This is a genomic window from Marinomonas sp. AWM4_232 (genome assembly GCF_056158325.1).
Genome location: NZ_JBSWTA010000001.1, coordinates 1,634,527 through 1,648,653, shown reverse-complemented (window position 1 = coordinate 1,648,653; position 14,127 = coordinate 1,634,527). Strand labels below are relative to the sequence as shown.

Below are 14,127 nucleotides of genomic sequence, written 5' to 3'. Positions count from 1 at the left end.
GCTTATTTACTATTCAAAATAGGTTTTTATGACAAAAACGAAATGCGTCTATGTTGTGGATGACGATGATGAGATCCGCTCACTCCTCAAATCCTACTTAGAAAAAAACCAGTATCAGGTACTGACTGCCGATTCTGGCGAATCCTTTCTAGCCGCATTTACCCCCGATCTTGGGGTCGACTTAGTGATTTTAGATGTACGTTTGCCAGGCGCCGACGGTTTCTCTGTGTGCCGCTCCCTTCGCACTCAGTCCAATGTTCCCGTCATTATGCTAACCGCTAATTCAGATGAGATGGACCGCATCATAGGCCTAGAAATTGGCGCCGATGACTATCTGGCCAAGCCTTTTAACCCTCGTGAACTGTTGGCACGCATCAAAGCCATTCATCGTCGCATGGAACATATTACTGAAGCGCCAGAACCGATTATTGAGCTAATTCCTGAGTCCTTTCGTTTTTATCGTTTTGCTCAGTTTACTTTAGACACACTAACACGTGAATTATGGGTGGAAGGTGTCAAAGAGCCATTAAGTGGCGCGGACTATAACCTGCTTATGTTGTTTGTCACCAACCCTGGCACGGTTTTATCTCGGGACTATATTGCCGAGAACACGCGAGGTCGTGATACCACACCACTGGACCGCTTCATTGACGTTCATGTCAGCCGCTTACGTCAGCGTTTACGTGAAGACGCACGTCAGCCTCAGCTGATTAAAACTGTGCGTGGACAGGGCTATATTTTGACGGCGCATGTCGACGCCAACGATCATGACGACATTATTGAAGATTAAACAATGGCTGCAATCCCTAACAGGACAAATTGTCATCATCATGACCTTTGGTGTGGCCGCTGTGCAGTTAATCGGTTCCACGATCTGGCTACATCAAGTCGAGGCTGACACCCGTGAAAATGTGCGTGAAGTCTCGAAACATATGGCGTTTCGCATCGCTGCAACAGTCAGCTACTTTTCATCACTGCCCCAGAATTACCGCCATATTGTCATTGATCAATTGCAGGATATGGGAGGGACGCGCTTCTTCGTTACCTTAAATCGCGAAGAAATCCTCATCAATCCGATTCCCAGTTCACCCCTTAAAGACATCGTCAAAGACGAGGTGCAAAGCACCTTGGTTAAACAGTTGGGCATTAACAACGCCAAAATTGCGTTTTCGAGCCCAGACGATTTGCATGTCATTAATAACCACACTCGACTGGTGGACTTACCTGAGCGCTGGGGGCATCACAGTCTTTTAGTAAAACCGCTTACACCGCCTATTATTGTCATTCAGATACCGATCAATGACTCAAATTGGCTATACCTCGCTAGCCTGATGCCAGATCCATACTTCTTAGAAGAAACGTCTCCTCTAAGTCAGGACCGTGTGTTTTCACTGGTGGTCTCAGTCACGACTGTTTTACTACTGACGCTCTTGATTTTACGTCGTACAACACGCCCTTTGGCAGTGCTGGCACGTGCTGCAGAACGCTTTGGCCAAGGCGATTTTAAACCTCTACGGGAAGTTGGCGCTCTAGAAGTGCGTCATACTGCACACGCATTTAACGATATGCAGGCACGTATTCAGCGCTATCTCAACGACCGTGAGAAACTGTTTGCCGCGATTTCTCATGATTTAAAAACGCCTATTACTCGGCTGAGACTCCGAGCAGAGATGCTCGACGATGACGACTCTCGCGAAGCCATGATTCGAGATCTGGAAGATTTAGATATGCTGGTAAAAGGAGCTATTCAGAGTGTTAAAGAGACAGATATTCATGAAAATCGCGTCGAAATAGACATTATGCGCTTTCTCCATGACATTCAAAAAAGCACCCAGCACACGCCGCAAACTCTGGTGATCCAAGGTACGTTAAAAGCCCCCTATACAGGCAAGCCGCTCGCGATTAGGCGTTGTCTTGGTAACCTAATCGATAATGCGTTGTACTATGGCCACAAAGCTGATGTGATCTTGGAAGACAGTGACAGCGAACTATGCATTCGCATTTGTGACAACGGCCCAGGCATTCCGGATGCAAAAATCGATCGTGTTTTTGAGCCATATACGCAATTAGCAACGGCTCGAGGCAGTCGCCCCGGTAGTGTTGGACTTGGCTTAAGCATTGCTCGAAACATTGCCCGCGCCCATGGTGGAGAAGTCACTCTGAGAAACCGTGAACAAGGCGGTCTAGAGGTGTGCTTACGTCTCCCCCGACACTAAGCTAGATTGCTTGCTTAAAAACTCCAGCAATGCGCTATTGGGTAATGGCTTTGCAAACAAGAACCCTTGTCCTTTCTGACAACCCTGTGCTTTCAGCGCGGCCACTTGCTCAAGGGTTTCAATGCCCTCGGCAACTAGGTCTAAGTCCAAACCTTCCGCCAAGAAGCCGATTGCTTGGGTAATCATCGGGTCAGACAAATGAACACCACCGCCACCAGAGACAAAGCAGCGGTCAATCTTGATACGATCAATTGGCAAACTCTTTAGATAGCGCATAGATGAATAGCCCGTACCGAAATCATCAATCGCTATGCGTACGCCCACTTTACGGACTTCATTCAGCACATAGAGACTGGAAATGCCGCTGTCGACAAACACTTCCTCGGTCAGCTCAAGCATCAAATGTCCTTCGGGAATTTGATAGCGTTTTACTGCCTCTATCACCAATTCATCAAAACCAGCTTGACGTAAGTGCCGAGGAGAGACGTTGATAGACATGGTGAGATCAATACCATTGTCCAACCAGGCTCGCAACTGCTTACAAGCCGTTGCTAAGACCCACTCCCCCAAAGCCCCCATCAGGCCGACACGATTGACCTCTTCAATAAATTCTCCTGGTAGTAATAACTTCCCATCCGCCTGACGCCAACGAATCAGAGCTTCTACCCCCTGGATTCGTTGTGTATCTAGCTCAACAATCGGTTGGTAATGCAGTTCAAATTCATTATTAGCCAACGCTTGGTGCAGACCATTTTCAACTCGTGTTTCCTTTTGCAAACGCGCCTGTAAACTGTCACTAAACACCATATGGTGGCAGCTACCTTCCTGCTTTTTACTTTCGTATAAGGCCATGTCTGCTTTACGCATTAACTCAGACACACTGTCCCCTTGATCAGGGTATAAAGCGATGCCCATGCTGGCCGACACTTCGAGGTGCTTACAATCTAGCACTGCATGGCGTGTAACTTCTGCTAGCACTTTATTGGCAATGGCATTGAGGCTGTCCACATCCTGCACATTATCTAGCAGCAATGTGAATTCATCCCCACCAATACGCGCGACAAAATCACTGGCGCGAATCGCATCTTGTATACGTTTCCCAACCAATGTGAGTAATAAATCTCCCACATGATGACCCAAGGTATCGTTCACATTTTTAAAACGATCTAAGTCTAAGAAGGCAACCGCTAAACTGGATTTATTGCGCTTGGCACGAGCAATGGCAAGTTCGGCATGTTCTTCGAAAATTAAGCGATTCCCCAGACCCGTTAGAGGATCCCGCTTAATCAATTGGGAAATTTGTTGTTCCGCACGTTTGCGTTCAATCGCATGACGTATACTGCGTTCTAACAATGCTGTGGTGAGTTCATCTTTCGGGATAAAGTCCGAGGCGCCTAGCTGCATAAGCACATCATCTAGCTCGGTGGCAGCCATACCTGTTAGCACGACAATAGGGGTATCAATGCCGATCAGCTTCACATTTTTGAACAAGTCCGTCGCTGTGTGGCCATCCAGAAAATAGTCCGCCAAAATAATATCAAACGACTGTTCGACTAAGTATTTCATGGCGTCTTGGAAGCTCTGAGCATGGCTTAACTCAAACTGGGAACGGGTTGCTCGAGACAAATACGTTCGCAAAAGAATGAAATCTTCCAAGTCATCCTCAATGACCAAAATTGATAAACTCACTTTCTCCATCTTTACCCTACCTTCATTGTCCAATCCAGCGGTGATATAAATCCGTCAGTCTATGGGCTAACTCCTGAACAGTATCCGGTTTGCCTAAATGGTCGTTGGCTCCTAATGCAAGACTTTTTGACCTATCTTCCGCCATGCTAGCAGTTGAGAAAACCACTATGATGAGCGATTCATAGCAACTATCTGAGCGAAGTTCCTCTAACCAATCTAACCCATCTTTACAGGGCATATTTAAATCTAATAGCAATACTATGACTTCCCCCTCGACGTTTTCCAAGACAGCTTGTTGCAAATACAAGGAAAACGCTTCACTGGTTTGAAAGTACTCAAAAGACAGCGGCAAGGGTATTCTTTTAATGGCGGTTTTCACTAAATAGGCATCTTCTGGGTCATCATCTAACATCAATATTCTCATTGATGTGTCGTTATGACTGCTCATCGTTTGTAACCTGTTTTGATAGTTCAATGTACATGGTCGTACCCACGTTTTCAGTAGAACTCGCCACAATCGTACCACCATGACGTTGCACAATTTTGCGGCAAATTGCTAACCCCATTCCGGTGCCAGAGAACGACTGTTTATCGTGTAAGCGTTTGAAGATTTCAAACACTTGCTCCGAGTACTGCTGATTAAAGCCAATACCGTTATCTGTTATTTCATAACGTACAAAGTAATCGTCTTCACTACCAGAAATGGAAATACGTGGTGGCCTGTCAGCGTCATGATATTTGAGACTGTTGCCAATTAAGTTTTGAAACAGCTGCCGTAACTGGACCTGATCGGCAACTGCGTTTGGCAACGCAGCGACATCGATGTGTGCCTGTGTTTCATCAATAACAAGCTGCAAGTCATCCAGCACTTCCTCAACCAAAGGGTTCATCTGGACATTCTTAAATGGATTCGCTTTTGAGGTCACACGACTGTACATCAGCAAGTCTGTTAGCAAATCACGCATGCGCTGGGCAGCATTAACGATATAACCTGAGAACACTTTCCCTTCTTCGTTAAACTCGCCGTATTCACCCTCTTGTAACAAGGTCGAGAAGGAAATGATTTTACGCAACGGCTCCCGTAAATCGTGCGAAGCAATAAACGCAAACTCTTGTAACTCACGGTTGGACGTTTCAAGGGCTTCGTTGCGCTCATGAATACGCTTTTCGTAGGCTTTGCGTTCGCTGATATCAACCACCGCAGCCACAATCTCAGTCCCTCCATCCAGTGCAACGGGGTGCAGCCCGACCTCTAATGGCACATAGGAACCGTCAAACCGCGCTCCAAAGAGATCTCGTCGGGCCCCCATTTTGCGTTTGGACGGTTTACCTTGGAACTCTTGTCGGTCTGCCACATGCTGGTGGCGAATTTCATTAGGAACTAACTGCTCCACCGACTGACCAATTAAATCGTCTATCGCACACCGGAAAATCGACGCCACCATGGAATTTGCTTGGGTAATGACGCCCTCTTTGTTTACAACCAACATGCCATTGGGCGCCGCATCAAAAATACTGGTCATGCGTTTGTTAGCCTGCTCCGTCGCTAACACTTCTTGCTCTAGACGGTCTTTGATGTCTTCTAGCTCGCGGGTACGTTGCGCAACCTCGTTCTCAAGGGAGTCTGACACTTGGCGCAACTTTTCCTCTACCGCCTGACGCCTTCCAACCTCTTGTTTCAAACGCAAGTTGTTGTCCTGCAGTGCTTGGGAGCGCTGTCGGTCACTCTTATTAATCAACACAAATAAAGCCACTAAACAGGCGCCTACAATGTAGACCATCCCCATACCGGCAGTCAGGGTGTTTAACAGCGAATCAAATTGTCCGTAGCGAGTGGTACCCAGCAACACATCCGTCACAGATAAAATCACTAATACAAGCGAAATGCCTTGCAGGGAGGTTACATCGGATTGACGCGACTCAGCACGGCTCAGACGCCAAAGCCACCAGAGCAATGCGCTGTAGCAAATGAGGAAAAATACATCGACCCCTGTCTGAATTGGCGTGCTCATGGCGCCCCCTTGGCATCATATTCTTAGACGGACACATTTATGTGAGTATAGATGAAGATTCTTGAGTCACTAAGGCAGCATAAGAAGTGTTACAAATCTTACCTTTGCAAGACTTTGATACAATTGGTTGCTCTACTTTACGACCTGCGTGCATAAGGTTTGCTACATTTACTCCGTCTAAGGTGAGCATTTTTTATGCACATAACCTAGATTAAATAAAACGTTAGTCAGAAAGTCCCATAACAATAACAAGGGTTACTAATCATGAAGAAAATTGCATTAGGTTTGTCTAGTCTTGCCATTTCTGTTGCTGCGGCGACAGCTCATGCAGGTGAAGTAGAAGTTCTACACTGGTGGACATCCGGTGGCGAAGCGAAGTCTATCAACGTTCTTAAAGAGTTGATGACAGAGCAAGGCCACACTTGGAAAGACTTCGCTGTTGCTGGTGGCGGCGGTGAATCTGCAATGACCGTTCTAAAATCTCGCGCAATCGCTGGTAATCCACCTGCGGCTGCCCAAATCAAAGGCCCTACTATTCAAGAATGGGGTGACCTAGGTTTCCTAACCAATCTTGATGCTGTTGCTGAAAAAGGCCAGTGGGACGTTGTTCTTCCTCAGGTTGTTAGTGATGTCATGAAATATGATGGCCACTACGTAGCGGCTCCAGTTAACGTACACCGCGTAAACTGGCTATGGGCGAACCCTGAAATCTTCAAAAAAGCCGGCGCTTCAATCCCAAGCACTTGGGAGCAATTCTTTGAAGCAGCAGACAAAATCAAAGCAGCAGGCTTCACGCCACTTGCTCACGGTGGTCAAGCTTGGCAAGACGCTACTTTGTTCGAAGCCATCGCTTTGGCAAAAGGCTCTCAGTTCTACAGCGCAGCATTCGTCGGTCTTGATGATGCGACACTTCGTGGCGCAGACATGATCGATGTATTCAAGACATTCAAGAAAACACGCGAATACGTTGACCCAGGTTTCTCTGGTCGTGACTGGAACATCGCTACGTCTATGGTGATCAATGGTGATGCAGCAATGCAAATCATGGGTGACTGGGCGAAAGGTGAATTCACAGCAGCGGGCAAGAAAGCGGGTATCGATTACGTTTGTTACGCAGCGCCAGGCACAAGCGGCCAATTCACTTTCAACATCGACTCTCTAGCAATGTTCCAAGTGGATGACGAAAGCGCTCAAGGTGCTCAGCAAGATCTTGCTAAGCTAATGCTTGAACCAACTTTCCAAGAAACGTTCAACCTGAACAAAGGCTCGATTCCTGCTCGTCTAAACATGCCTCGTGATAAGTTCGACACTTGTGCACACGCTTCTATGGATGCCTTCCTAGCAAGCTCAACAACAGGTGATCTAGTACCAAGTATGGCGCACGGCATGGCCGTAAGCTCAATGGTACAAGGTGCGATTTACGACGTTGTCACTAACTTCTACAACAGCGACTCTATGACTGCTGAAGAAGCCGTTGACCGTCTAGCTCGTGCTGTTAAAGCAAGCATGTAATTTGTGTTAAAAAACGAGGCTAACCAATAGGTTAGCCTCTCTTCTCCCCCTTAAGTAGAAGCACCCATTATGAATAAAAATGCCGCCAACGCTGGGTCTGGAGCGACTCCAGCTGGTCGTCCTGCACGCCTAAGTTTGGCTGATTGGATGCCCAAAATTGTTATGGCACCGACGGTTATTGCTGCCATCGTGTGTATTTACGGCTACATGATATGGACCGCCGTACTCTCTTTCACCAACTCTCGTATGCTGCCAACGTATAAGTTCGTAGGCTTTGATCAATACGAGCGTTTGTTCATGAATGATCGCTGGATGGTAGCCCTATCAAACTTGGGTGTCTTTGGCGGCCTATTCATTCTGATCTGTCTATTTCTTGGTGTCATGCTGGCCATTTTCTTGGACCAGAAAATCCGCGCAGAAGGGGCGATCCGTACGATTTACCTTTACCCAATGGCGATCTCATTCATCGTAACGGGTACCGCTTGGAAGTGGTTATTAAACCCAACCAACGGTATCGAAAAAATGATGATCGAGTTGGGCTTTGAAGATTTCCGTTTCAATTGGTTATCTGACCCTGACATGGTGGTGTACTGTTTGGTCATCGCAGCGGTATGGCAAGCATCAGGCTTCGTCATGGCGTTGTTCCTAGCGGGCCTTCGTGGTGTTGACAGTGAAATGATTAAAGCAGCACAGCTAGATGGCGCAAGCACCATTACGACCTACCGTCGTATCATTTTGCCATCGCTAAAACCGGTATTCTTCAGTGCCTTGGTTATCCTATCGCACATCGCGATCAAGTCATTCGACTTGGTAGCCGCATTGACCAATGGTGGTCCAGGTTATTCATCAGACCTACCAGCAAACTTCATGTACGCACACGCCTTCACACGTAGCCAAATCGGCTTAGGTGCCGCGTCTGCGATGGTAATGTTGGGCTGTGTATTGGCCATCCTAGTTCCTTACTTGTACTCAGAATTACGAGGTGAGCGTCATGAGTAATGTAGCAAAACGCCAAACCTCTACGTTAGATAAAGTGCTTCGTATCGCGCTATATGTCTGCCTTTTAGGCATGGCAGCTGTTTACCTAGCGCCTTTCTTAGTCATGCTGTTAACGTCTCTTAAAGACGTAGAAGAAATCCGCTCCGGCACATTGCTGTCGCTGCCAAGCTCACTGAACTTTGATGCGTGGTCTAAGGCATGGAGTGGTGCGTGCACAGGTAGCCAGTGTGAAGGTATGGCGCCGTACTTCTTTAACTCGTTCCAGATCGTTATCCCTGCCGTTGCCATCTCTACCTTGCTGGGTGCTTTAAACGGCTATGTGATTTCGCACTGGAAATTCAAAGGCAGCGATGTGTTCTTCGCAGCATTGCTAGTGGGCTGTTTCATCCCATTCCAAGTAATCCTATTACCAATGGCGCGTACTCTGGGTTGGTTGGGCATTGCGAACACGACAACTGGCTTGGTCATGGTACACGTGGTGTACGGTGTGGCATTTACCACATTGTTCTTCCGTAACTTCTACCAGTCTATTCCAGTAGAACTTGTGAAAGCAGCACGTCTAGACGGTGCCGGCTTCTTCACTATCTTCTACCGTATTATCTTGCCGGTATCGACGCCAATCATCGTCGTAACGGTTATTTGGCAGTTCACGCAAATCTGGAACGACTTCCTATTTGGCGTGGCGTTCTCTGGCTTCGACACACAACCTGTGACGGTAGCTCTTAACAACCTTGTAAACACCAGCTTCGGTGGTAAGGAATACAACGTCGACATGGCTGCTGCCATCATCGCCGCCCTACCAACATTGGTGGTTTACATCTTAGCGGGTAAATACTTCGTTCGCGGTCTAACAGCGGGCGCAGTGAAAGGCTAAGTCTTAAGGTTCAATTTAAAGGTTGACGGCCGGCGACAACATCCGCCGGCCAGTGAAAGAATTTGGAGAAAGAATCATGGCAAGTTTAACGATTGATAATGTAAAAAAACGCTACGGCCAAACGGAAATCCTAAAAGGCATTAACATCTCGATTGAAGCAGGTGAATTCCTAATTTTGGTCGGTCCTTCTGGTTGTGGTAAATCGACTCTGATGAACTCGATTGCCGGTCTAGAAGACGTATCTGAAGGTCGCATCCTAATCGGTGATAACGACGTTACTTACGCAAGCCCAAAAGACCGTGACATCGCGATGGTGTTCCAGTCTTACGCCCTATACCCAAACATGACCGTTGCTGAGAACATCTCATTCGGTTTGGAAATGCGTAAAGTGCCAAAAGAAGAGCGTGAAGCGGAAGTGGAACGCGTTGCAGAGATGCTACAAATCGGTCACCTGTTGAAGCGTAAACCAGCGCAACTATCCGGTGGTCAGCGTCAGCGTGTGGCCATGGGCCGTGCCCTAGCGCGTCGTCCTAAGATGTACCTATTCGACGAACCACTATCGAACCTAGACGCGAAACTTCGTGTGGAAATGCGTACTGAAATCAAGAAGCTGCACCAGAAGCTTGGTACCACGATCGTCTACGTAACCCACGATCAGATCGAAGCGATGACCCTGGCGGATCGCATCGCGGTGATGAAAGACGGTGAAGTACAGCAACTGGGTACACCACAAGAAATCTACGACAACCCAACGAACTTGTTCGTGGCAGGTTTCATGGGTTCACCAGCGATGAACTTCATCCCAGCAAAAGTGGTTGAGCAAAACGGTTCATACGCACTGGAGCTACAAGCGGCTACACCAACCGTTGTGCCTTTCCCGAAACCAGACAGCCTCAAAGCACACGTTGGCAAAGAAATCCTACTGGGCCTTCGTCCAGAGATGATCACCGAGCCACAGCCACACAAAGAAGGCAAAGAGTTCGTTGTCACAGCAGACATTGATGTGGAAGTAACAGAGCCAATGGGTGCCGACACAATGGTACTGACACGCATTCAAAACGCGGAAGTGAACTGTCGTTGTAACCCTGCTTACCCAGCTCGTGCAGGGGAAGCGATTGCGATGATGTTTGATACATCAAAAGCCGTTGCCTTCGACAAAGACAACGGTCAACGTATTGATAACTAACGTTTTGTAGGTAAGACTCACAGAACTTTTCGCCGGCGCAAGCCGGCTTTTTTTTTGCCTGCTTAAGACATTTTTGTACATAAGGTCAGGTTTGGTCTCGCAGTTGTCATCTTGTTGGGTTACATTGTTTTACAAGTGAGCGCCCGTCTCATGTTGGAATCTTGAATAATACAAACTCACGCAAAGGACAAAAGAATGAACGCACATCGATTGATTGCGCCACTCGCCTTATCAGGTGTTGTGATCGCTTTGGCTGGCTGTTCAACCATGAACAGCGAAATGGCTTCCAGCCCAATGTGGCAAGAAGGCAAGGAATATCACCTAACCATCCTACACACCAATGACCACCACGGTCGTTTCTGGCAAAACAGTAATGGCGAGTACGGTATGGCGGCTCGTAAAACCTTGATCGACAACATTCGTGAAGAGGTTATGTTAGAAGACGGCAATACCCTGCTATTGTCAGGTGGTGATATCAACACCGGTGTGCCTGAATCCGATTTACAAGATGCCGAGCCAGACTTTAAAGGCATGAACATGCTGCAGTACGATGCCATGGCTCTAGGTAACCATGAGTTTGATAACCCTCTGACCGTATTGAAGCAACAGCATGAATGGGCAGGCTTCCCATTCTTATCTGCTAACATCATCGACAATAAGACGGGCAAGCCATTATTTGATGCTTACAAGATCTTCACTGTTGATGACCTACGTGTAGCCGTTGTCGGCTTCACTACCGACGATACGGCTAAAATAGGTAACCCTGAATACCTAGACGGCCTGACTATCAAGTCACCGATCGAAGTGGCGCAAGACCTGATTCCAGTACTAGAAAAGAAAGCGGACCTGATCGTCGCGGTCACCCATATGGGCCACTACGATAACGGCAACCATGGTGGTAATGCTCCAGGTGATGTGACGTTAGCGCGCACCGTTCCGGGTATTGATGTGATCGTGGGTGGCCACTCGCAAAACCCGCTGTTTGAGCCTGACGTACAGAGCGGCACTTTGATTCTTCAAGCCCACGAATGGGGTAAATACGTGGGTCGTCTTGATATGACCATTAAAGACGGCATGATCGTCGCGTCAGACTACGAACTGATCCCAGTTAACCTGAAGAAAAAAGTGAAGAAAGCCGACGGTTCCAGTGAGCGTGTTTTCATCGATAAAGAAATCGCCCAAGACCCAACCATGCTGTCTATGTTGCAGCCTTACCAAGACATCGGCCAAGAAAAACTGGGGGTCAAAATTGGCTTCACCGACGGTAAATTGGTCGGCGAACGTGGCATTGTCCGTTCACAAGAAACCAACCTTGGTAACCTTATTGCCGCGGCCATGATGAAGAAAGTGAACGCAGACGTCGCGGTCATGAACTCTGGCGGTATCCGTGATGATATTCCAGCAGGCGACATCACTTACAAATCCGTATTACAGGTTCAGCCATTTGGTAACGCTCTAGCTTACGTTGATCTAACAGCAGAAGAGCTGACTGATTACCTGTCTGCAGCAGCGGCTAAAGAAGCAGGCTCTGGTGCCTTTGCTCAATTCCAAGGCGTGTCTTTGGTATTAATGGACGGTAAAGCGACCAATATCAAAGTCGGCGGCAAAGCACTAGAAGCAGGCAAAACATACCGTATTGCCATGAACAGCTTTACAGCAACCGGTGGCGACGGCTACCCGAAAGTCACTGATCATAAAAACTACGTGAACTCAGGTTACGTAGACGCTGACGTGCTGGTTGAGTACATCAAAGATTACTCGCCAATCATGATCAACAACTACAAACCAACAGGCGCGATCATTCGATAATACGAACGTTCAAGCCTCGATAACAAAGCCAAAGCGCACTCTAAGGCGCTTTGGCTTTTTTGATCCAAGTCAGCAATACACAAAATTAGACTTACCTAATATTAAATGACTCTTTATACTTTTCTCATAAACAACACTTCTAGAGGAAGCGGTTATGAAATCAAATGTAGGTGGTTTAGATAAAGTACTGCGTATTGTTTTGGGTGTAGCGCTGATCGCACTGGCGTTTTTCGGAGTCGTCGGTATGTGGGGATATGTGGGTATTATTATTCTCGCGACGGGCATTTTTAACTTCTGCGGCCTGTACACACTGCTCGGCATCAACACCTGCAAGTTAAAATAAAACAGGTAGCAGTCAGTCTTATAAAAAGCGAGCTTCGGCTCGCTTTTTTTAATGTGTGATGGTGAAGCGATTATCGATATTGAAGAGACCATTCGAGGGGCTTAGGTAGCTTCTCAGACTCTAAAATAGAGCGATACATCACCCCGTCTGCTTGTCGCTGCCACTGGTGAGTACGTACACCTCGTTCAGAGCGTAACGTCACTGAAACGCTGTCTCCTAGCTGGGTGAACGTCGCCCGAATATCCCTTCCGTCGTCGCCTTTTAACGCGGTGTCACCTTGGGTATTTACTGTCCACATCGCCCCCTCTTCACATTGCCAAGAGAAAGATTGCTCGACACGTTTAATACGCCATTCTGGACACGCTTGCGCCTCTTCTTCTAATCGAGAACGAGCAATACCGCGAACAAAGAAGTTCATCTCTTTCACGACACCTTCAATAGCAGCCGCTGTGTCTTTGGACGCTTGGTCCATATTAGCGATTTGCCAATTTCCTGTTAAACCAGAGTCTGATAACACAGGCAGAGAGAACCCCAGCCCAACGATCAGCGCGAGTTTTTTCTTATTGTTCATTGCGTGCCTCCGTTTTTTAAGGATTAAGCATGGCACAATCAAGCGATCAAAAAACGTACAAGTTAACGCAATTCAAATAACAATTCGGTTCATGAGCGCATTTCACAGGCACAAAAAAGGGAGCGAATATCACTCCCTTTGATTACCTATCTAGCGATAGATTAAGCTTCTTGAAACAGGGCTTCACGCTGCATTTCCATGATTTCGCTGATGCCTTTACGCGCCACAGACAGCATGCCCATCATATGCTCATCGCTGAACGCTTCGCCTTCTGCTGTGCCTTGAATCTCGATAAAGCCGCCTTTATCGTTCATGATCACATTCATGTCCGTTTCCGCGCTAGAGTCTTCTGGGTAATCCAAATCCAATACTGGCGTACCTTGGTAAACGCCCACAGAGATCGCTGCGATCTGCGACACGATTGGGTTTTCTTTGATCTTCTTGCTTTCTACCAGTGTTTTCACTGCGTCCGCTAGAGCAACGAAACCACCAGAGATCGACGCCGTACGGGTGCCACCGTCGGCTTGAATCACATCACAGTCAATCGTGATCGTGTATTCACCCAGCTTTTTCAGATCCAAAGCGGCACGCAAAGAACGCCCGATCAAACGTTGAATCTCAACCGTACGGCCACCTTGTTTGCCGCGCGCTGCTTCACGGTCCATACGGCTGTGGGTCGAGCGTGGCAACATGCCGTATTCTGCTGTGATCCAGCCTTGGCCCTTGCCTTTCAAGAAACGTGGTACGCCTTGCACAACCGTTGCCGTACAAATCACCTTGGTATCACCGCATTCCACTAATACGGAACCTTCCGCGTGCTTTGTAAAGTTACGCGTAAACTTCATTGGACGTAATTGATCTGCTGCTCTACCGCTTGGACGCATAAAAGTCTCACTGTTATTCGTTTCTAAAGTGG

At 47.5% G+C, this 14,127-nt stretch carries 13 protein-coding genes; 8 read left to right on the top strand and 5 right to left on the bottom strand.

Translation table 11 applies throughout. The annotated features are described in order from the left end of the window. Positions 1-28 precede the first annotated feature (28 nt). Positions 29-790 (top strand): response regulator, encoded by a 762-nt coding sequence (locus tag ACXAC1_RS07815; RefSeq protein ID WP_475060604.1) that lies wholly within the window; start codon positions 29-31, stop codon positions 788-790. Next, complete coding sequence (locus ACXAC1_RS07810; protein WP_475060601.1) at positions 750-2,216, top strand: ATP-binding protein; 1,467 nt, start codon at positions 750-752, stop codon at positions 2,214-2,216. Before ACXAC1_RS07815 ends, ACXAC1_RS07810 begins: the two co-directional genes overlap by 41 nt. Here ACXAC1_RS07810 and ACXAC1_RS07805 read toward each other — a convergent pair. Genes ACXAC1_RS07805 through ACXAC1_RS07795 form a run of 3 tightly spaced genes read right to left on the bottom strand, consistent with a single transcriptional unit; the run spans position 2,196 to position 5,917 of the window. Further along, complete coding sequence (locus tag ACXAC1_RS07805) at positions 2,196-3,914, bottom strand: putative bifunctional diguanylate cyclase/phosphodiesterase (RefSeq protein ID WP_475060599.1); 1,719 nt, start codon at positions 3,912-3,914, stop codon at positions 2,196-2,198. The genes ACXAC1_RS07810 and ACXAC1_RS07805 overlap by 21 nt on opposite strands. 13 nt (positions 3,915-3,927) lie before the next feature. After that, on the bottom strand, positions 3,928-4,317 hold the full coding sequence (locus tag ACXAC1_RS07800; protein ID WP_475060597.1) for a response regulator: 390 nt from the start codon (positions 4,315-4,317) through the stop codon (positions 3,928-3,930). A gap of 22 nt (positions 4,318-4,339) precedes the next feature. Further along, positions 4,340-5,917, bottom strand: coding sequence for a sensor histidine kinase (locus tag ACXAC1_RS07795; protein ID WP_475060595.1), 1,578 nt, complete (start codon positions 5,915-5,917; stop codon positions 4,340-4,342). Between the two features lie 264 nt (positions 5,918-6,181). Here ACXAC1_RS07795 and ACXAC1_RS07790 point away from each other — a divergent pair, with 264 nt between their 5' ends. The 6 genes from ACXAC1_RS07790 (at position 6,182) to ACXAC1_RS07765 (ending at position 12,640) form a co-directional block, all read left to right on the top strand. Beyond that, positions 6,182-7,429 (top strand): ABC transporter substrate-binding protein, encoded by a 1,248-nt coding sequence (locus ACXAC1_RS07790; protein ID WP_133561743.1) that lies wholly within the window; start codon positions 6,182-6,184, stop codon positions 7,427-7,429. 69 nt (positions 7,430-7,498) lie between these two features. Further along, positions 7,499-8,428: a carbohydrate ABC transporter permease gene (locus ACXAC1_RS07785; RefSeq protein WP_475060593.1), complete on the top strand. Its 930-nt coding sequence runs from the start codon at positions 7,499-7,501 to the stop codon at positions 8,426-8,428. Next, a complete protein-coding gene (locus tag ACXAC1_RS07780; RefSeq protein WP_199462726.1) occupies positions 8,421-9,302 on the top strand; it encodes a carbohydrate ABC transporter permease in 882 nt (293 codons plus the stop codon). Before ACXAC1_RS07785 ends, ACXAC1_RS07780 begins: the two co-directional genes overlap by 8 nt. 76 nt (positions 9,303-9,378) lie before the next feature. Beyond that, entirely contained in the window at positions 9,379-10,488 is a 1,110-nt protein-coding gene (locus ACXAC1_RS07775) for an ABC transporter ATP-binding protein (protein ID WP_228190751.1), read from the top strand. A 195-nt stretch (positions 10,489-10,683) separates the two neighbouring features. Further along, a complete protein-coding gene (gene ushA, locus ACXAC1_RS07770; RefSeq protein WP_475060591.1) occupies positions 10,684-12,297 on the top strand; it encodes a bifunctional UDP-sugar hydrolase/5'-nucleotidase UshA in 1,614 nt (537 codons plus the stop codon). Between the two features lie 154 nt (positions 12,298-12,451). After that, positions 12,452-12,640 (top strand): YgaP family membrane protein, encoded by a 189-nt coding sequence (locus tag ACXAC1_RS07765; RefSeq protein ID WP_475060589.1) that lies wholly within the window; start codon positions 12,452-12,454, stop codon positions 12,638-12,640. Between the two features lie 70 nt (positions 12,641-12,710). On the opposite strand, the gene ACXAC1_RS07760 is transcribed toward ACXAC1_RS07765, so the two are convergent. Beyond that, positions 12,711-13,211, bottom strand: a complete 501-nt coding sequence (locus ACXAC1_RS07760; RefSeq protein ID WP_475060586.1) for a hypothetical protein — start codon at positions 13,209-13,211, stop codon at positions 12,711-12,713. 161 nt (positions 13,212-13,372) lie between these two features. Beyond that, positions 13,373-14,095, bottom strand: coding sequence for a ribonuclease PH (rph, locus tag ACXAC1_RS07755; RefSeq protein ID WP_228190748.1), 723 nt, complete (start codon positions 14,093-14,095; stop codon positions 13,373-13,375). Positions 14,096-14,127: the final 32 nt, after the last annotated feature.